The following is a 20,902-nucleotide window of genomic DNA, read 5'->3' as shown; positions in this document are numbered from 1 at the left end:
GCGCCCGTCCGCGCGGGGGTCAGCGACGACCAAGTCCTGCACCACACCAAAAACCCTGGTCAGAGAAGATCGGCAGGCTCGCGTCGACCGTCGTGATCGATGAGGTGTGGGACTGCCCGAGTCCGCAGGACGTGTTCGCCCCCGTCAAGATCACGCAGGGTTTCCGGCGTCATCGAACTCCCCTTCCCCAGGCTGATCGGTACGTGCACTCAGCTCTCGACGTCGTAGAAGCCGTCCCCGTCGAGATAACGAGCGGTCATGATGTCGTGCAGGACGACCGATTCCGTCTCGTGCACCAGATAGACGCGCATCGGATACGTCCAGTCGTCGATCGTGCGGTGGATGCGCTCACCGGGCCGCACGTTCAGCAACAGGTCGTGGAAGCTGTCCATGCCGCGCAGTTCCGCCATCTTCGGATATGCGCGCAGCGTGCCCTCCGCCGGGCACGACATGTTGACCAGCCCGGCGTGACGCACCAGTTCGTAGCCCGACGCCCACCGCTCGAGGAAACGCTCCGGCTCGACGTAGGCGTCGACGGTCCACTCCACCTGGCTGCTCCCGATCGCCGCCGCCACCGGGAGGTGCAGATCCGCACCGCACATCCGGGCCGCGGTCTCGATCAGACGGGGGCCGTTCGGCGTGAGCTTGACCTCGCTGTGCGCGGGACCGTTGCGCAGGCCGAGTGCGTCGAGCACCGAGAAGGTGTAGTCGGCGAGGGCGTCCTGGTCCGCGCCGTGCCGGGGCAGCAGCTGGGCGCTGGCACCGAGGTCGTGCACTCCGTTGGCGGACATGTGGTGCATGCGCCAGATGTCGGTGACGTGGTGCTGACCGTCCAGGCTCACCGTGTTCACCAGGTACTCGCCGCCGACCAGGTACTCCTGGGCCAGTGCGGCCCGGTTCTCCTCGCCCAGCGCGCTGTCGGTGCCGATCAACGCGTGGAAGGCGGCGCGCACCTCGTCCGCGGTGTCGCAGAAGTGGATGCCGTCGTTGCCGGCGCTGCTCAGCGGCTTCAGCACGACCTTGCCGCCGGCGTCGCCGTACCAGTCCATCAGGGCGTCGAGGTCGGTGGCGAGCAACTGCCTCGCGGTGGGCACACCGGCGGCCCGCACCGTTTCCAGCATGCGGTGCTTGTCCCGGCGCGCACTGCTGCGTTCGGTGCCGTTGCTCCGCACGCCGAGCGCTTCGCTGAGGACGTCGGCCATTTCCACACCGCTCTCGGTGCCGGGGATCAGGCACACCGGCGCGTACTGCGCGATGGCCTTGACCGTCACCTCGACGTCACCGTCGTGCACGATCTCCGCGACGAAGTCGTCCGGCCGGTAACTCCGCGCGTAGGCCGGGTTCGGGTCGGCGACGCTGCGCACGTGCAGGCAGTCGTAGCCGCGCTCCTGGAACGCGGGCGCGAGATAGCGCGCGCTGGAGTAGGCGTCGACGATCGCGACGACCGGTTTGTCACTCATACCGCGGCCCCAAGGTGGTGTTCGGCAGCTTCAGCCCGGTGTGCTGGGCGAGGAAGGCGAGCGTATCGGCGGCCAGCGACACCGCTCTCGTCGCCGACCTGCCCTTGTGACCGGCCTCGGCCTCGGCCCGCAGGAGAATCGGACCGCTGCCGCTGCTCGCGTGCTGCAGGGCGGCGCACATCTTCCGCGCGTGCATCGGATCGACCCGCGAGTCGTTGTCCGACACCGTGAACAGCACGGCCGGATAGTCGACGCCGGAGTCCACGTGGTGATACGGCGAGTATCCGAGCAACCAGCCGAGCTGCTCCGGATCGTCCGCGGTGCCGTACTCGGCGGTCCACAGGTGCCCCAGGCCGAAACGCTCGTACCGCACCATGTCGAGCAGCGGCGCCTCGCAGACCACCGTCCGGCAGAGATCGGGCCGCTGGACGAGCGCGGCACCCACCAGCAGTCCGCCGTTGGAGCCGCCGTAGCTGCCGAGCTGCGCGGGCGTGGTCCAGCCGCCGTCGATCAGGGCCTGCGCCGCGGCGTGGAAGTCGTCGAACACGTTCTGCTTGTGCTCGCGCATGCCGGCCCGGTGCCACTCCTCGCCTTCCTCACCACCGCCGCGCACGTTGGCGATCGCGTAGACCCCGCCCGCCTCGACCCAGGCGAGCACCGACGGGTCGTACTCGGGAACGATGGACGAGCCGAAACCGCCGTAGCCGAACAGGATCGCGGGCAGCGGCCCGTCCCGGTCCACCGGCTCGACGACCTGCATCCGCACCGTCGTGCCGTCCGCGGAGGAGAAGCTCACCTGCGAGCTGCGGACCTCCGGCACTCCGACCAGGCCCGGCGCCGTCGCCCACACGCTCGTGGTGGCGTCGCGGGCGTCGTAGCGCAGGATCGTCCGCGGTGTGGTGGCGTCGGTGTAGGAGAACCATGCCTCGTGGCCGCCTTCCGGCCGTTCGAAGAGGCCGCCGACCGACCCGACTCCCGGCGTCGGCACGGTGCCGAGCAGATCGCCGGTTTTCAGGTCGTGCACGGTGATCTCGTTGACGGCGTGCCGCGTCCACGTCACCAGCAGGCGCGCCCGGTCGAGCTCGGGACCGTCCAGAATGGCGAAGTCGGTGAGCACCGCGTCGGGTGCCTCTGGCACCAGGTCGAGCCAGGCCGTGTGGTCCAGATCGGACGGATCGGCGACGCAGAGCTTGGAGCGCGGCGCGTCCCGGTCGGTGAAGAAATACGCCCTGCCGTCGCGCCACATGTACAGGCCGGTGTCGGCGTCCACGCCGACCTGGATCGGGCGGAACTCCGGCTTGTCGGGGCCGTTCGCGAGGTCGCCGAGCCACAGGTCACTGCGGTTCTCCGTGCCGGAGGCGACGCCGACGCTCAGCCAGCGTCCGTCCTGACTGATCAGGAGCCCGAAGTCTGCGGTGTCCGGCAGTCCCTCGCCGAACACCAGGACGTCGGCGAGATCGGCGTCGGTGCCGACGCGGTGCAGATAGATCCGCCTGCCCGCGGTGGGCAACTGGCGCACGTAGAAGTACGCGTCGCCGCCCGGGATCCAGGTGATGGCGGAGTGGCGGGTGCCCGAGATGGGCCCCTCCAGCACCTCTCCCGTCGCCACGTCGAGCACGTGCAGCAGGGACTCCTCGCTGCCGCCGCTGGAGATCTTGTAGGCCAGCCGGCGACCTTCCGCGTCCGGATGCCAGGAGTCCAACGTGGTGTTGCCGGTGGGGTCGAGCGCCATCGGGTCGATGAGGACCCGCTCCGCTCCGGACGCGCCGACGGTCAGCAGGACCGCGCGTTCCTGATGGGGCAGGCGGCGGGTGAAGAACTGCCGCCCGCCGCGCCAGACCGGGGCGGTGACGCTGCCGGTGCCGTGCAGTTCGGTGATCCGGTCCCGCAGAGCGTCGCGTCCGGGAAGCGCGTCGAGCACGCTCTCGCAGAGCACGCGTTGCGCGGCGACCCATTCCCGGGTCGCGGCGGCCTGCGCGTCCTCCAGCCAGCGGTAGGGATCCGGGATCTGCCGCCCGTGCACGGTGTCCACAACGGACTCACGCGGCGCTGGTGGATAAATCGGCGTCACAGTCGCTCGCTCCGTACGTCGAGTGGGGCGGGTTCAGCGGCCAGGACGGGGTCGGCCGACCGGTCGCCGTAGCGGCGCAGGGCGGTGAAGCCGACCACCGCCGAAACCAGCGCGACGACCGAGGCGAGGACCAGCAGCGCGGTGAAGGAACCGCGCATCGACTCGCTGCTGGTGATTCCGATGAACAGCAACATGCTCGCGGTCACCCCGGCGAAGGTGCACAGGGTGAACAGACCGGACACTCTCCCCGCCACCGCGACCGGTTCGTCGGCCAGGATCCTCGACTGGAAGGTCACCGCGAAGACCTGCCCTGCCAGCAACATCAGCGAGCTGGCCAGGATAGCGATCCACGCGGTCGTCACGAACGTCATCCCCGCCAACGACACCGCGACGACCACGGCGGCCAGCACCCCGGCCCGCAGCCCGCCGCGTTCGCGCAGCCGCCCGGCCAGCGTCGCGCCGATCACGCCACCGACACCGTTCGCGAGGTTGATCGCGCTCAGCCAGCCTGCGCCACCGCCGAGGAAGTCCCTGGCGACCACGTTCGGATAGACGTTGATCAGCCCGGCGCCCGCGTTGAGGGCGAACACGCTGACCAGCAACCACTTGCTGCTCAGGGTCAGTCGTGGCTTCCACGAACCGGCCTGGCCGGCGCCGGGACCGTCCGCCGGCTTGGGGGCGAGCATCAGCCGCATCAGCAGCGAACCGGAGACGACGAACGTGACGATGTCCAGGATGATCAGCATCGGCAGATCGCTGAACTGCAGCAGCAACGGCGCCGCGGCGGTGCCGAGGACGAACGTCGACCAGTCGATCCGCGACACCGACGCGAGCGCACCGGGAATGCGCTCGGACGGCAGCACCCGCCGCAGATACGCGGTCTGCGACGCGGTGAAGAACGGCGTCAGCACGCTGAGCAGCGCCATCACTCCGATGGTCGCCGCCGACGTGGAGCCGACGCCGATCCAGACGACCACCAGCAGTACGGCGAGCAGCACGGCGCGCACCGCGTCGAGACCGATCAGCGTCCGCCGGGTGTCCAGCCGGTCCGCCAGCGGCGCCAGCAGCCTGGAACCGAACAGGATCGGCAGGTACACCAGCACGATCGCGGTGGTGAGCACCGCGGTCGAGCCGTTGTTCTGGTTGTAGGCGAAGAAGACGACACCGGTGCGGAACAACCAGTTGCCCAGCTGGCTGAGCGCGTACGCCGACAGCAGCACCCGGAGCGAGCGGTCCCGCGCCTGGTCCTGCCGCGGCTGATCCATGTCGGTCAACGTGTTCCGTTCGCCGCGCTGAGCAGTTGAGCCCGCAGATCGGACAGTTCATCGGCATCGGCACCGTGCTGGGCGGCGAGGTCGAGGTCGGTCTCGGCGCCGGCCAGGTCGCCGAGCTCGAGCCGCAGGAACGCCCGGTTGTAGGCGTAGTCGGGATCGTCGGACAGACGGACCGCGTCGTCGAGGAACGGCAGGGCCTCCTCCGGCCGGCCGGTCGCGTACAACACCTGAGCGAGGTTGTTGTACGCCTCCGCCAGCTTCGGACCGGCCTTCACCGCGGTGCGCAGGCTCTCCTCGGCCTCCTCCTGGCGGCCGAGCTCGGCCAGCACGAGACCGCGGTTGGACCACGCCTGCGCGTTCTTCGGGTCGTGGTAGACGGCGGCGTCCAGGCTCTGCAGTGCTTCCGCGTGGTTGCCCTGCTTGAACAGGAGCACCCCGAGACCCAGATGCGCCCTGGCTTCCGCCGGCTTGAGCTCGACGACGCGGCGGAAGTCGCGTTCGGCCGCCGCCGAGTCACCCCGTTGCACGTGCAGCCGGGCCCGGTTGAGGTGTGCCTCGTAGTAAGGCGGGCACAGCTTGATGGCGCGCTCGTAGTACTCCAGAGCCTCGTCGAACTCGCCGGTGCGCTGCAGCATGTTGGCCAGGTCGTTGGCGTACTCGCCGTAGTTCGGGTCGAGGCTGATCGTCCGCTGGTAGACCTCGTACGCCCGCGGGAAGTCCTTGACCATCTCGTAGATCTGCGCCGTGTTGTACACCAGGATCGACTGGTGCAGGGCGTACTTCTCGTCGCCGTAGATCTTCTGCATCCGGTCCATGCCCTCGGTGCACAGCTTGAGAGCCTCGTCCAGACGGCCCTGCCGGGCCCGGATGTAGGCCAGCGCGTTCTCGGCGAAGACCTTGATGTACTCGTGCTTCGGGTGGTCCTGGAACTCGCTCTCGATCTTCTCCAGGTTGAGCAGCGCGAAGCGTTCCGCGGTGACGAGGTCGGGCGGCACCTGGTACCGGCCGTGCGCCATGCTCTGCGAGTAGAGCACCGTCGGCGTGTAGAGACTCTGCGGGAAGTGCTGGTAGAACACGTCGAGGTACGGAATGCACACGTGCGCCAGCCCCAGCGAGTACAGCACGAACGCCATGCGCAGGTAGACCAGGTTGTGCTCCTGCCCGCCGCCGGGCAGCGTGCGCAGCTGCGAGTCGGCCCAGTACCGCGAGAACAGGTCGAACCACGTGTCGTAGAGGCCGATCTCCTGCAGCGAGATCGAGAGCGGGGCCAGTGCCACCATCTGGTCGGAGACGTTGTTCAGGCTCAGGTGGTGCACGGGGTGCAGTACCTCGGCCGGATCACCCGCCAGGCCGGCCAGCACCGCGCGGTGCACGCGTTCCCTCGTGCCGGGGTCGAACGTCTCGTAGTTGCGCACCGCGATCGGATCGTCGTCCGCGCAGTGGTCGCCGATGTAGCGCTCCAGCATGTCGTACCTGCTGCGCTCGCCGAGCAGGCTGAGGTAGAGGTCCACGTGAGTGTCGAAGGTGAGGTAGTCCGGCATGGACACGCGTTCGCCGGTGCAGCGCATCAGCGCGGCCAGGCGCGCGGGCCGCCCCTGGGCGAGCCGCCACAGGTTGTCCGACTGCTTGGCCGTCGGAGCCGCGAATCCCCACGCCGCGACGAGATCGCGGGCCTCCTTCTTCGTCAGCGGCGGCACAGCGACCTGGGCCGCGTGCTCGGCCAGCACGATGTCGGGTTCACCGTTGACCAGCAGGACGATCGTCAACCGGCGGCAGAGAGTGCGGCGGCGGGCGACGATGTCGAGCATCCGCATCGCGGTGGGAGACAACCGCTCGGCGTTGTCGATGACCAGCGTGTGGGGCGCGGCCGCGGCGGCCAGGTAGCTGTCGAGGAACTCGTAGACCCCGTTGAGCAGCTTGTCCTGGTACTCGTGGAAGTAGAAGCGAGTCCGCTCGTCCCTGTTCGCCACGCCGGTGAGATCCCGCGGCACCTGGAAGGCGGCCGATTCGCGGTGGGGGAAAAGGCGCTTGATGGACTGCTCGGCCGCGGCGACCAGTTCCGGCGCGTTCTTCTCCGCGTCGGCGAGCGCGTGGTCGAACAGCGCCTGCCAGCCGGCGAAGTACCCGTGCGTCAGCTTGTCACCGTTGGCCTGCAACACGACCTGGTCCGCGTCGGCCGCGTCGAGCCAGGCGCGCACGGTGTCGGCCTTGCCCGCGCCGTCGGGCGACGTCACCAGAATGAACACAGGTGCGTCCGGGCTTTCCGGATCCAGTTGACTGCGAGCACCGTCCAGCGCGGCGAACAACGCGGGGCGGACGCGAGAGTAATGAGCGGTCACTGTTGGACTCCGCTTTCCGTAGTTGCTGGATTTCCGCTCAGCCGCATTGTCGGGCCATGACTGCGACGGCCGCCGAGAGCGTTGACGCCACCCGTCCGGCCGCTGATGAATGAATCTTCGACAAACTTCCCCCCAAAAACCGCACAATGACCGGCGGCGCGCCCCTGTTTGCGACCGTACCATGAGGGGCCCGCCCCCTCAACGCCCCGGCCGAGGACGTACACCAGCTGTTTCGCGTGGTCAGACGCCTGGGCCAAGCAGGAAGTGGGGGCCCGAGCACCCTCGGGCCCCCAATTCATGACTCACCTCAGCCGGCAACGTACGGCGTGGTGGTGCGGACGGTGTCCTGCTTCTCGGCAACCTTGACCTTCATTTTTTCACCCCCCATTTACATTGTTAAATCCAGGACGCTCGGAGGCACCCTCGGATCGCGAAGATGACTTCGCGGCCCAAGTCTCGTGGCGGCCGTTATTGAGTCGTTAGGGCCGATCGGGTGATGGCCCGGGAGACCTGGATCACATTCGAGATCACGTGGAAAAGATACCGAGCAGTACCGGGTGGACAGCAGGGAGCACACCTGATACGGCACTCGCGAATTCGATTGCCCCAAGTGGACAGAATGACTTTCGCGACAAGCGCGGAGCGCATTTCGAGTCACGTTATTCGCGATGTTCCCCGTCGTCGCGATTTCAGTCAATGTAACCGCCTGCGCGTGAGACGGTCAACGACTCGGCACCCGTTGAGACGCGGCGGATCGACAGCTCCCTGTCGAATGCCATTCGACAACACCGCAGGTCGAACCGGTGTTACCGGGCAGTACCCCTTGAACGCCGGGAAGGAATCTGGCACCTTCACGAAGCGGACTCGCATGTTAGCGCTAACACTGCCAGTCCGAGCAGGACCGCGTGCCGACGGAAAGCGTCGGCACATTACGGGCACCGATTGCAACAGCGGCAAAGCCGTCCTGCGCAACAACGGAAATGCCGCAAGTGACTGATGGCGTCCACGCACTCTTCGCGGATCGGGCCGTGAGAGCGCGGGGTCGGCCTCCCTGTTGCGCACACCGGGCCCGATGCGGCCTCGACCCTGAAGGAGAATCACTGTGGATTCGATGGGCCATGTCCCGCTGGGAGGGCGTGCGGCCGGCACCCGGCGCCGCCGGTGGAGGTCCGCGCTGAGCGCCGTGCTCGCGACCGTCGTCGCGGCTGCCACGGCGGTCGCGTTCGACACCGGTGCGGCGTCGGCGGCGACCGTCGACACGAACGCGTGGTACGTGCTGGTCAACCGCAACAGCGGCAAGGCGATGGACGTCGCGAGTGCTTCCACCGCCGACGGCGCGGCGGTCCAGCAATGGTCCCGGCACGACGCGGCCAACCAGCAGTGGCAGTTCGTGGATTCCGGGGGCGGCTACTACCGGTTGAAGTCCAAGAACTCCGGCAAGGTGCTCGACGTGGACAACTGGTCGACTGCGGACAGCGGAAAAGTCCAGCAGTGGACGGACTCCAACGGCACCAACCAGCAGTTCCGGCTCGCGGACTCCGACGGCGGCTACGTCAGGCTGATCAACCGCAACAGCGGCAAGGCCGTGGAGGTGACCGGCCTGTCGACCGCGGACGGAGCGGCGGTCGTGCAGTACGGCGACTGGAACGGCTCGAACCAGCAGTGGCAGCTCGTCCGCGTGGGCGACGCCCCGCCCGGCGGAGCGTGCCAGCTGCCGTCGACCTACCGCTGGTCGTCGACGGGCCCGCTGGCGACTCCGAAGTCCGACTGGGTCTCGCTCAAGGACTTCACCAACGTCGTCTACAACGGCAAGCACCTGGTCTACGGCTCGACGGTCGACAACACCGGCCAGCATTACGGCTCGATGAACTTCGGGACGTTCACCAACTGGTCGGACATGGCCTCGGCCCCGCAGAACGGGATGAACATCGGCACCGTCGCGCCGACGCTGTTCTACTTCGCGCCGAAGAACATCTGGGTGCTCACCTACCAGTGGGGCCCCACCACGTTCAGCTACCGCACCACGAGCGACCCGACCAACGCCAACGGCTGGTCGGCACCGCAGGAGCTCTTCTCCGGGAACATCCCCGGCGGCGGTGCTCTCGACCAGACGCTGATCGCCGACGGCTCGAACATGTACATGTTCTTCGCCGGTGACAACGGCAGCATCTACCGCTCCAGCATGCCGATCGGGAACTTCCCCGGCAGCTTCGGCACGTCGTACACGACGATCATGACCGACACGCGGGAGAAGCTGTTCGAGGCGGTCGAGGTCTACAAGGTCAAGGACCAGAACCAGTACCTCATGCTCGTCGAGGCGATCGGCGCGCGCGGACGCTACTTCCGTTCGTTCACCGCCACCAGCCTGAACGGCTCCTGGACCCCGCAGGCCGACACCGAGAGCAACCCGTTCGCCGGCAAGGCCAACAGCAACGTCAGCTGGAGCAACGACGTCAGCCACGGCGACCTGGTGCGCACCAACCCAGACCAGACGAAGACGATCGACCCCTGCAACCTCCAGCTCCTCTACCAGGGGCGCGACCCGGCGTCCGACGGCAAGCCCTACAACTCCCTGCCCTGGCGGCCGGCGGTGCTGACACTTCAGCGCTGATGTGGATGAACGGCGCATTTGTTCACCTGAGGTGGACAAATGCGCCGTTCATCGTGTCGAGACAGCGCGCGTTGAGACAGCGGTTGACACGGTCGGATCGGCCACGAACACTGAGCGCGCCGAAAATGTGATCGCTAACATCGTGAGGTCGAGCGTGCGTGCTGGTTACCGGTTGTCCGCAGGGGTGACCGCGTTCCTCCTCGCGGTCACCGGCGCACCGAACGCGGTCGCGCAACCCGGTGCCGGGGACGTCACCGCCGACATTCGCGCGAACCGGAACATCACGTTGAACGGGGACGCGATCGTGCGGCTCCCCGGTGGCGTCACCACCTACGCGGGCGTGATCACCGGCGAGGGAACCTTCACCGTCGGTGGCACCGGCACGTTGGTACTGCTGAAGAACAGCGATTTCATCCTGCCCGCCAACCGCCGCCGGCAGAAGCTCGTCACCGTGGGCGGCAACCATCCGGTCACCACGATCGACAACCCCGACCCGCCCGCCGTGATCGTCCAACGCGGCGCAACTCTCCAGTACGGCGACGGATCGGGCGACGACGGCGCCATCGTGCACGTCACCCAGGCGCCCGAGGTGCCGCTGAACTCGCTCAACCACCAGATCGACGGCACCCTGGACCTGGCTTTGCGCCGACGGGTGAACATGGGCGTCATCAGCGGATCCGGCCTCGTCAAGCAACGCAGGGGCACCTGGCCCGGCATCGACCTGCCGGGCACGCACCCGTTCTCGGGCACGCTCTACGTCGGCACCGGCGCGGACTACGGCAGCCTGCACTACCTCACCTCCATGCCGAAGGTGCGCAAGGTGGTCAACCAGGGGTCGTTCATCCACAACGCGCCCGACCGCGAGGTCGTCACCGACGCCGCCGACATCTACTCGCAGTACTACGGCAACGACATCAACTTCCACACCTGGGGTTCCGGGGTGGTGCGGATGTCGGGCGTGTACAGCTGGTCGGACAACGGATCGGACTCCGATCCCGCGCTCAGCGACCCGTCCCGGAACTTCGCCAGTGTGCCGCACCGCGACAACAAGCGCGGCATCAACATCGAGGGCGCCACGGTCACGTGGGGTGACGGCACGCACAACCGCTTCTTCCTGCCCGGCAACGAGAACACCGTCTACATCAACATGCACGCGGACGGGCGCGGTGCCCGCAGCGTGCTGACGTTCGACTACAACGGCCCCGTCACCCTGGACGCGCCCATCTCCGGCGGCAGGTACCACGACACGATGGCGGACGTCGGCCGCGGCGACGTCGTCATCGCGGCCACCCGCGGCAACGCGGTCACCTTCACCGCGCCGCAGAACTACGACGGTGACACGACGATCGGTGCCGGCGCGTCGCTGCGGCTGGGCGACGGCAGCCCGCAGGGCGACAGTTCGCTGCTGCGGACCGGCAAGATCGTCGACAACGGCGAACTGATCCTGCAGAACGCCACGAAGGGCGCCGAACTCGCCCGGATCAGCGGCACAGGTTCGGTGACCCAGGCCGGCCCGGCCGCCACCACCCTGACCGGCGACCTCACCTACACCGGCAGGACCACGGTGAAGGCGGGCACGCTCGCGGTCATCGGCGGCACCCTCGCCGCCAGCACCGCGGTCGACCTGCCGGCGGCCGGGGCGACGCTGGACCTCGCGAAGGCCGGCGACCAGACGGTCAACAACCTCTCCGGCGCCGAGGGCAGCACCGTGACGGGCCGCGCTCTGACCGTCCGCGCCGCGGCCGCGACGACGTTCGGCGGCACCCTGACCGCGGCCGAAGGTGTCGCCAAGACCGGTCCCGAAACGCTCACGCTGACCGGTGCGCACACCACCCCGGACGCGACCTGGACCGTCCGGGAGGGAACGCTCGCGCTGACGAAGTCCGTGCAGGCGCGGCAACTCGGTGTGGAACCCACCGGCACGCTGCGGGCCACCGGCACGGTGGAGGGCGCGGTGGACAACGCCGGAAGGGTCGACGCCGACGGCCTGGCCGTGCGCGGCGCCTACACCCAGCGGCCCGGCGCACGGCTGACCGCGACCCGGATGAGCGTCACCGGCGCGGTGACGCTCGCCGGCACCTTCGAACCGGGCCCGCAGCGCGGTCCCGGCGTGATCATCGACAACCAGGGAAGCGCTCAGGTCAGCGGTACTTTCGACGGCCTGCCCGAAGGTGCTGCCGTCGGCCCGTTCCGGCTCACCTACCACGGCGGCGACGGCAACGACGTCGCCCTGACGGGCGGTTCCGGCACGGACCTGGCCGACGCCACGACATCGCACGCCTCGACCGGGTCGTTGTGGTGGTTCTCGGCCGCCGGCGCACTCGTGCTGCTGATCGCACTTGTGCTTCTGGTGTTTCTGGTGCGCCGGCGGAACCGGAACCGGAACTGAGCGTTGGTGGTCAGCCGATGGCGATGGCGAAGATGTGCATCGCCGCCTCCCCCTTGTTCGCACCGTTGCTGATGTCCGGCAGAGTCAGGTACCTCACCGTTTTGCCCTCCTGCAACGGAATCGGCGCGTAGTACATGCTCACCTGCTGGTTCTGCCTGCCGGTGCTGGTGTTGAGGTAGGGAACGGTCGCGACGATGTCGCCACCGGTGGCCGCGTTGGCCCACCAGTCGGCGAAGGAGACGGTGTGGGACTGGATGGTGCCGTCGGTGTAGGTCACCGTCGCGGTTCCCGACGGGCTGCCGTAGTCACCGGCGCCGATCAGGCCGAGAGTCCTGCCGGAGCCGGAGATCTCGATGATCTGGCCACCGGCCGCCCCACCGGCCACCACGTTGTCCTTGGTGCCGGGCTGCGAGCTCGGCCAGGTGAATTTCAGTCCGTTGTGGACGAACGTGGCGCCGGGCGTGAGACTGGGCGTGGCGTTCGCCAGCGCCTGGGCGGAGAAGCTGGCTCCGCCGCCGTCGAAGTTGCCGGGAGCGGTGTTGGCGTCGTCGGTGATGCCCACGTTGTCGAAAGCCGCCGCCAGCGAGGGGTACGGGGCGTGCGGCAGGATCAGGACCGCCGAGTCACTCGAGGTGCCACGGCCGTTGGCGGACGTGAACGTCGCCTGGGCCGAGACCCCGAACTTGCCGGGTTGCGTCGTGGCGGGCGCGGTCACCTGCCAGGTGGTGCGCACGGTCTGTCCAGGTGCGACGGTGGCGAAGGTGGACGGCGTGGTGGCCTGGACGGTCCAGCCGCTCGGCGCGGTGAGCGTCATCGCGACGTCGCGCAACGGCCGGGCGTTCGCCGGGTTGGGCACCGTGGTGGTGGCGGTGAAGGCCGAGCCCGGTGAGACCCGTTCCGGTGCGGTGAGCGTGAACGGCTGCTTGACCACGACCGGCGTCGTGCCGGTCACGCCGTCAACGGTGACGCTGATGGTCGCGACACCGGGCGCCACCGTGGTGACCTGCCCGGTCCTGCTGACCGTGGCCACCTTCGGGTCGCTGCTTCGATAGGTGACGTTCGCCTTCGTCAGGTCGACGAACGACTCGTCGTTGTTGACGGCCTCGACGATCCGGTCCGCGACCACGTGCTCGGCGGGACGTCCTGTGGTGTCGGCGATCCACGGGTTCTTGGCGGTCAGGTCGATGCTCTGGCCGGGTGCGAACACCGTCTGGGGAGGCTGCACGGTGACGTACCGGACCTGCGGCTTGATCGTCCCCGTCACCGCCACCGGACGCGAGGTGACGACGTGCTCGGCGTCCGCGCCCACCCCGAACACGTACTGTCCGTTGTAGACGGTCTGCCTCTGCCGCTGCTGGTCCCAGAACGCCAGATCGCTGATCCGCACCTGCACCGCGACGTGCTGCGTCTGGCCGGGCTTCAGCACGGCCGTCTTCTGGAAGCCCGCCAGTCGTTTGCGCGGCAGTTCCACGCCGGGCACGGTGAACGGCGTGGCCACGTACACCTGGGCCACGGTGGCGCCCGGTACCGAGCCGGTGTTGGTGACGTCGGCGTGCACGGTGACGCGGCCGTCCGCGGTGGCCGTCCGCGCGTTCGTCGTCACGTGCGAGTAGGCGAACGTGGTGTAGCTGCCGCCATGACCGAACGGATACGTTGGGGTGCCGGTGAAGTACTGGTACGTGCGGCCGAGACCGGCGGTCTGGGAGGGCGTGAGCCCGTAGTTCTTCACGTCCGGAAGCTGTGTGTCGTCCTTGTACCAGGTGAAGTTCAGGTGCCCGCTCGGATTCTGCCTGCCCAGCACCACGTCGGCGAGCGCGCTGCCCTGGCTCTGCCCGTTGTAGCCGCTGAAGACGATGGCGGGGAAGGCGCCCCGCACGTCGTCGACGGTCACCGGGCCGTTCGCCTGGATCGCCAGCACCATCCGCTGGTTGCCGACCGCCTTGACCTGGTCGATCAACGACCGGTAGGCGCTCGGCATGGCGATGGTCGTGCGGTCCTTGCCCTCGGTCGCGAGGTTCGTGTCGGTACCGGCGAACACGATCACCAGGTCGGCTGAGGAGATCGCGGCCAGGGTCTGCGCCGAGCAGTTCGCCGGAGTCGTCGCCGTCGTGGACGTGCCGCAGGCGTCGAAGGTGACGGTGGCGCCGGGGTTCGCTGCCTTGATCGCCGACGTGATGCCCTGCACCGGACTCACCTGGAGCGACGGGTCACCGGAGTAGCCGCCCAGGGTGACCACTCCGGCCAGATCGCCGACGATCACGACGTTGTTCAGCTTCGCGGGGTCGGCGGGCAGCAGCTTGGCGCTCGTGCCGGGCACCGCGTCGTTCTTCAGCAGCACCAACGAGTTCGCCGCGATCTTGGCGGCCAGCGCCTGGTGCGACGGGTGCTCGATCTCCTCCTTGGTGATCTTCGTGTAGGGCACGCTGCCCGGCGGGTCGAACTCGCCGGTCCGCATGCGCGTGGTGAACACGTGCACCAGCGCGTTGTCGATGACGGCCTCGCTGAGCACTCCGGCGTTGATCGCCTCCTGGATGCTGGCGACGGTCGCTTCGGCGCCGGTGCAGTTGAGCTGGGTGCCCGCGCGCAACGCGTACGCCTGGCCACCCGCGGCCCCGGAGACCTTCGCCCCGGTCGCGGTGTTCGTCCAGACGGCCGTGCCGTTGACGGTGGCCGTGGTCCAGCCGGGCGGCGCCCAGTTGTGGCTGCCTGGGGCGTACACGTCGCCGACGGCACCGCAGTCGGACGTGGTGTAGCCGTTGAAGCCGTAGGTCCGTTGCGCCAGCGCGTTCGTCAGGTAGGTGTCGGCGGGCGCCGGGGTGCCGTTGACCGCGTTGTAGGACGTCATGAGTCCGGAGACGTGCGCGTTCTCGATCAGGCTGCGGAACTGCGCCGTGTAGTAGTCACGGATGTTCGCGTCGGTCGTGTCCGAGCTGTCCGCGTGCCGGTTGTTCTCCACGTCGTTGAGCGCGAAGTGCTTCGCGGTGGCCGCTACCTTCAGGTACCGCGACATCGGCCGCCCGTCGGGTGCCTGGCCCTGGTAGCCGTTGACGAACGCTCCGGCCATCCGCGCGACCAGGTACGGGTCCTCGCCGAACGCCTCGTCGTTGCGGCCCCAGCGGGGATCGCGGTCCATGTTCACGGTCGGAGCCCAGTAGGTCAGCGAGCCGTAGTTCGCCTTGTCCGGACCGATGTTGTTCTGCCCCACTCCCCACAGCGACTTGTCCAGCGCGCCGCGGGCCTCGTCGGAGATCGCCGTCGTCGCCTGGTAGATCAGGCCGGGGTCCCACGACATGGAGCTCGCGAAGTTGGTCGGGAAGCTCGTGGCGTGCACGCCGCCGCTCACCCCGCCGTCGTTCGTGTTGGCGCCGAGCAGGTTCAGCCCGTGCTGGCCTTCACTCCAGTACGTGTACTGCTGGACGCCCAGCCGCGGGATGGCGGGCGCGCTGTTGGTGCGCAGCTGCAACACCTTCTCGCTCAACGTCATCCGCGACACCAGGTCGGCGGCCCGTTCGGCGAAGGTGTGCCTGGTGTCCAGGTAGATCGGTCGCTCGCTCGCGGCCTTGGCCGGCACGGTGGGCACCACCAGTGCCGCGACCAGCACCGCGACTACGCCCGCCCACCCCCGCCGGCGACCGGTTGGGACTGGGGACATGAGTACCTCCGACATCGCAGGTGGCTCTCGTCGTTTCGACGCTGTTGGGCGGCAGCGGCTGGTGCGGACCACAGAGTTCGCCGGTCTTGGACAGTAAGCAAGGTCCATTCGGGGGGCTGCCGGGCGTCACTTAACGTCAAAGTCGGCCAAACTGGCCTGCTACCGTGACCGGATGCCGCGCCCCGTGCCCGCTGTCCGGCCGACGCCCGATCCGCCGGTGAACCTGCGCAGCCTCGGCAGGGTGCGCGTGCTGGAGGCGCTGGCGGGAACAAGGCGGCTGTCGCGGCCCGATCTCATGCGCCGCACCGGTCTCGCCCGCGCGACCGTCGGCTCGGTGATCGCCGACCTGATCCGGGCGGGCATCGTGACCGACGAGGACGCGAGCCCGGCGGAAGGCCTGCGCACCGGCAGACCGGCGCGAACCCTGTCACTCAACCGGAACGCCGCCTACGCGCTGGGCGTGGACATCGGCCGTGATCACGTCCGGGTGGTGCTGTGCGACCTGTTCGGCGAACCGGTGTGGGACCGCGACCTGCACCGGTTGGTGGACAACGACTCCGCCGCCGTGCTCACCGAGACCGCGGACCTGATCGCGCAGGCCCGGCGGGCCACCGGCGTTCCCACCGAACGGATCCTGGGCGTCGGCATGGGCATCGCGTGCCCGATAGACCGCCACGGCACGTTGCTGGCCGAGGGCATCATGCCCGGCTGGATCGGCGTGCGCCCCACCGACGAACTGCGGGAGCGGACCGGGTTCGCGGTGCGGCTGGTCAACGACGCCAACGCCGCCGTACTGGCCGAACACCGCCACGGCGTCGCGCAGCAGTGCGGCGACGTCGTCTACATCAGACTGTCCACCGGCATCGGCGCCGGCGTCATCTCGGACGGGCGGCTGCTGCTCGGCGCGAGCGGGCTGGCGGGCGAACTGGGCCACGTCATCGTCGAGCCGTCCGGCGCGATCTGCCGCTGTGGCAACAGGGGTTGCCTGGAAACCGTCGCGAGCCCGGCCGCGATCGCGAGGCTCCTGTCCGCCGGTGGCCCCGCCTCCACCGCCGAACTGATCGACCTGGTGCGCGCCGGCGACCGCGGTGCGATCCGGGCGATCGAGGACGCAGGCGACGCGGTGGGCCGCGCGCTGGCCCAGGCGGTCACGATCGTCAACCCGGAACTGGTCGTCATCGGCGGCGAACTGGCCGCGGCGGGCGACGTTCTCGTGGCGCCCATCCGCCGGGCGGTCCAGCGCAACGCCATGAGCTGGCACACCACCGAACTGCGCGTCGTACCGGGCGCGCTCGGCGACAGCGCGGGCGTGCGGGGCGCGGCCGCCCTCGTGCTGGCGGACGCGCCCGAACGCCTTGCCGTTCTCGTCGCCGGTTGAGGACGGAGCTCGTCAGCCCTTCTTCACGATGCCCGGCAACGCCTTCTCGGCCAACCGGACGTCGGTGAACACTTCGAGGCAGCTGCCGTCCCTGCCACCGCCGCTGTGGATGCCCTTCGCGACGATCTTCCCGTTGCTGACCGTGTAGATCGGGCCACCGGAGTCGCCGGGGGCGGTGCACGTGCCGCCCTTCTTGCCCAGGTTCACGTTGCGCGCCAGGTGGCCGGTCCGGTACCGCACGTTCGCCTTGACGTCGGAGACCTTCCAGCCGCACAGCTCACCCCTGGTGGTGCCGCCCGTGCAGTACTTGTCGCCTACCTTCGGCGACCTGCTCGCGACTCCCTTGACCACCCGGTGCGTGCTGGAGTTCTCTCCGCCGACGTACATCTTCCCCGCGGTCTTCCAGCTGCCGTTCATCTTCACCAGCGAGAGATCACCGCTGTAGTACGACTGACCGCTGAGCTTGACCGAGCCGGTGTTGTTGTTCCAGTTGTCCTTGACGACCTTGCCGACCTTCTGGCTGCCGTAGCGCGGCATCCGGACGTCGGTGTTGGCACCCGTGCAGTGCCCGGCGGTGAGGAAGTAGCTCGCGCCCTCGTGCGTCCAGGAAAATCCGATCGTGCAGGTATACGCACTGGTGTTGGTGGTGGCACCGCCGAAGAACGGGTTGGCGTCGTCGTCCCGGCTGTACTCGGCGCCCAGGTCCGCGCCGGGGGTGAGGTGCACCGCGACCTTGTCGGCGCCGAACCGGCCGGCCAGCGCCGTACGAGTCTCCTCGGTGAGCGCCGAGGTGCGCACCACGACCCGGTTGCGCTCGGCATCGACCGACGCGGCGTACATGTTCTGCACACCGGGCACGTCGGACTCCAGCACCGCGTCCTTCACGGCGTCGAGGTCGGCGAGGCTGTACTTGGCCTTCGGCGTGCTCGGGTAGAACATCCGCGGGATGATGACGACCTGCTCGGACTTCGTGGCCGACGCCGCGGGTTCCTCGGTCTTGCCGGACTCGACGCCACCCTGCGTCGGATCGTCGTTCCCGTCGTCGTCATTGGAGGCGTTGACGGCGATACCGGCCGCCGCATAAGCGACCTTCGTCGAATCGGCCTCGGCACGAACACCCGCGACGATCCGCCCGGTGGCAGAGTCGACGTAGGGCGGAGCGAGGTCCGCCGGGTCGGCCTCGGCACGCGCCTCGGCCGTCTCCAACGCCTGCGCCACGTCGTCGGCGTACTGGTCCGGCGTCGCGGGCGGCGTGGTGAAGACCTCGACCACGGTGGAGGTGGCAGGCCGGTCACCGGTCACGTCGGTGGAAGCAGCGGCCGGCTGTCCGGCACCGAACACCGCCGCCGCCATCGAACCCGCGGCGATCATGCTGGCCAGGATTCGACGCTTCTGTCTGTACAAAGTGAACACTCCCCAGTGAGCAAACGCCGTGGCGGACGTCCGCGGTCCGCAAGGGAGGAAACGCGGCCCCGGTGGACCGGGTTGTCGCGCCTTGCCGTCGAGCGGCTGTGGCGGTGATCACAGGTGGCAGGTAAGCGCTTTCCGACACGCGATCGAGACCGGCACAACGGCAGACGCCTTGAGTGGCGCGCCTGCCGCCGAGGGCGGCGACCAGCGGGTCGCCGCCCCTTCTGTCAGGTCACGCGGCAGGCGTGTACCGCTTCAGCTCGACGATGGCGGACTTCTCGCTGATCGCCTGGCCGGGATAGTTCGGGTCCTGCGCGGTGGACCGCGTCAGGACCTCGGCCTTGCCCCGCTGGAACGGCGTCGTGCCGGTCGGGTCGGCCGCCGCGTTCCACGCCACCGGGGCGCCGGCCTTGCACTCGACCCTGGTCGAGAAGTTCCCCCGGATGATCACGTTGTTCTTGACCTGCGTGACGGTGCCGGTCATCTGCACTGCGGCGTTGGTCGTGCACGAGATGGTGCCGTTCACCAGCGCCTTGCCGTTGACCGTGTTCGCCTTGCCCTGGGCCGCGATGGTGGTCTCGAGCTTCAGCTCGGGCGGCGGCGGCTGGTTGTTGATGAAGATGTTGCCGCGTGCGGCTGTACTGCCGCCCTCGCAGTGCTGCTCGAAGCTCGCGTCGAGCTTGTGCAGGTAGCCCTGCGGGCCCCAGGAGATCTCCCTGATCGTGAACGAGCCGGTCAGCTCGTTGCAGCCCCTGCCGTTGCCGCTCAGGCTCAGACCGGGTCCGGCGCCCTGGAACGGGTAACGCTGGGCTTTCTCGTAGGTCTTCGCGGACAGAACGTCGTCCTTCGGGGCAGCGAGCGAGATGGTCCACCAGTCGCCGTTCGCACCGTTGATGTCCACCGAGAGGAACGTGCGGTTGGCGTTGGTCTCGACGGTCAGGGCATCGCCCGCCGCCTTGGTGTACTTGTAGGAACCACCGCCGGTGATCCAGTCCCCTGGATCACCGGAGAAGTCGACCGAACCGTCGGTGACCGGCTGCGCCGACGCGTAGCCGGCGGTGAACACCGCCAGCGCGACGGCCAGCACGGGCACAAAAACGGCGCGCTGAACCAACCTTCTTCGCTTCATGAATCCCCCTGTTCGCGGCACATGACGGTGCCGAGATTCGTTCGTACCGCACGACAAGAGGCGCGCCAAGCCGCCGAAAGCCCCAACGGGCACAGACCTGACCACGTCGGTGGGCCACTCGCTCGAACGCAACTGGAGACTCGACGTGAACCGGTTCCGGCCGGGAACTGACTAACGCCCGTCCTGCGGCACCACGGCCGCGGCGAAGCGCGTCGCGACCGCCGCCACCGCGGCACGCAGCTCGTCTCCGCCCTCGACGCGGAAGTCGAACGGCACGGCAGCCAACCACTCCTGCGCGTACATCGCCGGATTGCTTGTGCTGCCAACAAGTACGCACCCGTTCCCCAACGGCTGAAGCCGTCCCATGGGCGGGCGGATCCAGGGCGCCACCTCCGCCGGCGGCGCGTGGAACACGACGCGGGTGGGGAACTCCCAGCCCGTGCCCAGGTGCTCCTCCAGCAGCGCGACCGGATCGAGATCGCCGGGCGGCTCGAACTCGTGCGCGGTCTGCCCTACCGCGCGAACACGGTCGACCCGATAGGTGCGGATCGCGTCCGCCCGATGGGAATGGCACAGCAGGTACCAGCGTCCGTGGCGGACGACGACCGCCCACGGGTCCACCTCCGCCTTCCACGCGGCACCGGCCTCGCTCTGATACGTGATCAGCACCCGATGCCTGGCCGCGACGGCGGCGACGAGCGCGCTGGTGATGGAGGCGTCCGGGCGCGCCGAGTGCCGGTCGGGCGCGGCTTTGGCGTGTTCGCGCAGGACGGCCGCCTGCCGGCCGACGTTCTCCGGTAGCGCCTGGATGACCTTGCCGAGAGCCTCGCCGACCGGGTCGTCGGCCTCGGTCGCGGCGGGCTGTCCGTCGAGCACCGCCATGACCAGCCCCAGCGCCTCGGCCTGGGTGAACACGATCGGCGGCAGCCTCGTGCCGCGCCGGAGCCGGTACCCGCCGTGCGGGCCGCGGCTCGACTCGACCTGAATTCCTGCCTCTCGCAGGATTCCGACGTACCGGCGCGCCGCACGCTCCGTGACGCCCAGCCTCTCGGCGAGCTGGTCCGCCGTCGTGCCGGGACGCGCCTGAAGGATCTCCAGGGCGCGCAGTGCCCGCGCGGTCGGACTGAGATCACTCGACACTCGGGCAGGGTAAACGAACCGGAAGCAGATCGTCCGGAATTGGCTCTAG

The 20,902-nt window shown here is 68.8% G+C and carries 11 protein-coding genes; 3 read left to right on the top strand and 8 right to left on the bottom strand.

The window, feature by feature from the left end; translation table 11 throughout:
* Positions 1-209: 209 nt before the first annotated feature.
* From JOD27_RS01350 to JOD27_RS46395, 4 genes are read right to left on the bottom strand one after another with little or no spacing between them, the layout of a single operon-like run.
* Positions 210-1,460: an ATP-grasp domain-containing protein gene (locus JOD27_RS01350; RefSeq protein WP_204760266.1), complete on the bottom strand. Its 1,251-nt coding sequence runs from the start codon at positions 1,458-1,460 to the stop codon at positions 210-212.
* A complete protein-coding gene (locus JOD27_RS01345) occupies positions 1,453-3,531 on the bottom strand; it encodes a prolyl oligopeptidase family serine peptidase (RefSeq protein ID WP_204760265.1) in 2,079 nt (692 codons plus the stop codon). The genes JOD27_RS01350 and JOD27_RS01345 overlap by 8 nt, the downstream gene beginning before the upstream one ends.
* Positions 3,528-4,796, bottom strand: a complete 1,269-nt coding sequence (locus JOD27_RS01340; RefSeq protein ID WP_204760264.1) for an MFS transporter — start codon at positions 4,794-4,796, stop codon at positions 3,528-3,530. Before JOD27_RS01340 ends, JOD27_RS01345 begins: the two co-directional genes overlap by 4 nt.
* Before the next feature lie 5 nt (positions 4,797-4,801).
* Entirely contained in the window at positions 4,802-7,144 is a 2,343-nt protein-coding gene (locus tag JOD27_RS46395; protein WP_204760263.1) for a tetratricopeptide repeat protein, read from the bottom strand.
* Between the two features lie 1,111 nt (positions 7,145-8,255).
* Here JOD27_RS46395 and JOD27_RS01330 point away from each other — a divergent pair.
* Together JOD27_RS01330 and JOD27_RS01325 are read left to right on the top strand one after the other, a co-directional pair.
* Positions 8,256-9,755 (top strand): non-reducing end alpha-L-arabinofuranosidase family hydrolase, encoded by a 1,500-nt coding sequence (locus JOD27_RS01330; protein ID WP_204760262.1) that lies wholly within the window; start codon positions 8,256-8,258, stop codon positions 9,753-9,755.
* 154 nt (positions 9,756-9,909) lie between these two features.
* Positions 9,910-12,144 carry an autotransporter-associated beta strand repeat-containing protein gene (locus JOD27_RS01325; RefSeq protein WP_307829807.1) on the top strand — a complete coding sequence of 745 codons (2,235 nt, stop codon included), beginning with the start codon at positions 9,910-9,912 and terminating at the stop codon, positions 12,142-12,144.
* Between the two features lie 10 nt (positions 12,145-12,154).
* Here the strand turns inward: JOD27_RS01325 and JOD27_RS01320 are convergent, their stop codons facing one another.
* Positions 12,155-15,796 (bottom strand): glycoside hydrolase family 3 C-terminal domain-containing protein, encoded by a 3,642-nt coding sequence (locus JOD27_RS01320; RefSeq protein ID WP_204760261.1) that lies wholly within the window; start codon positions 15,794-15,796, stop codon positions 12,155-12,157.
* 172 nt (positions 15,797-15,968) lie between these two features.
* On the opposite strand from JOD27_RS01320, the gene JOD27_RS01315 reads away from it, so the two are divergent.
* Positions 15,969-17,174, top strand: a complete 1,206-nt coding sequence (locus tag JOD27_RS01315; RefSeq protein WP_204760260.1) for an ROK family transcriptional regulator — start codon at positions 15,969-15,971, stop codon at positions 17,172-17,174.
* A gap of 12 nt (positions 17,175-17,186) precedes the next feature.
* Here JOD27_RS01315 and JOD27_RS01310 read toward each other — a convergent pair whose 3' ends face one another.
* The 3 genes from JOD27_RS01310 to JOD27_RS01300 form a co-directional block, all read right to left on the bottom strand.
* Complete coding sequence (locus JOD27_RS01310) at positions 17,187-18,545, bottom strand: S1 family peptidase (RefSeq protein WP_204760259.1); 1,359 nt, start codon at positions 18,543-18,545, stop codon at positions 17,187-17,189.
* A 271-nt stretch (positions 18,546-18,816) separates the two neighbouring features.
* A complete protein-coding gene (locus tag JOD27_RS01305; RefSeq protein ID WP_204760258.1) occupies positions 18,817-19,713 on the bottom strand; it encodes a hypothetical protein in 897 nt (298 codons plus the stop codon).
* Positions 19,714-19,884: 171 nt separating this feature from the next.
* Positions 19,885-20,853 (bottom strand): helix-turn-helix transcriptional regulator, encoded by a 969-nt coding sequence (locus JOD27_RS01300; protein WP_204760257.1) that lies wholly within the window; start codon positions 20,851-20,853, stop codon positions 19,885-19,887.
* Positions 20,854-20,902 lie beyond the last annotated feature (49 nt).

The sequence above is a fragment of the Lentzea nigeriaca genome (assembly GCF_016907955.1).
Taxonomy (GTDB): Bacteria; Actinomycetota; Actinomycetes; order Mycobacteriales; family Pseudonocardiaceae; genus Lentzea; species Lentzea nigeriaca.
This window is presented reverse-complemented; position numbering and strand designations above follow the sequence as displayed.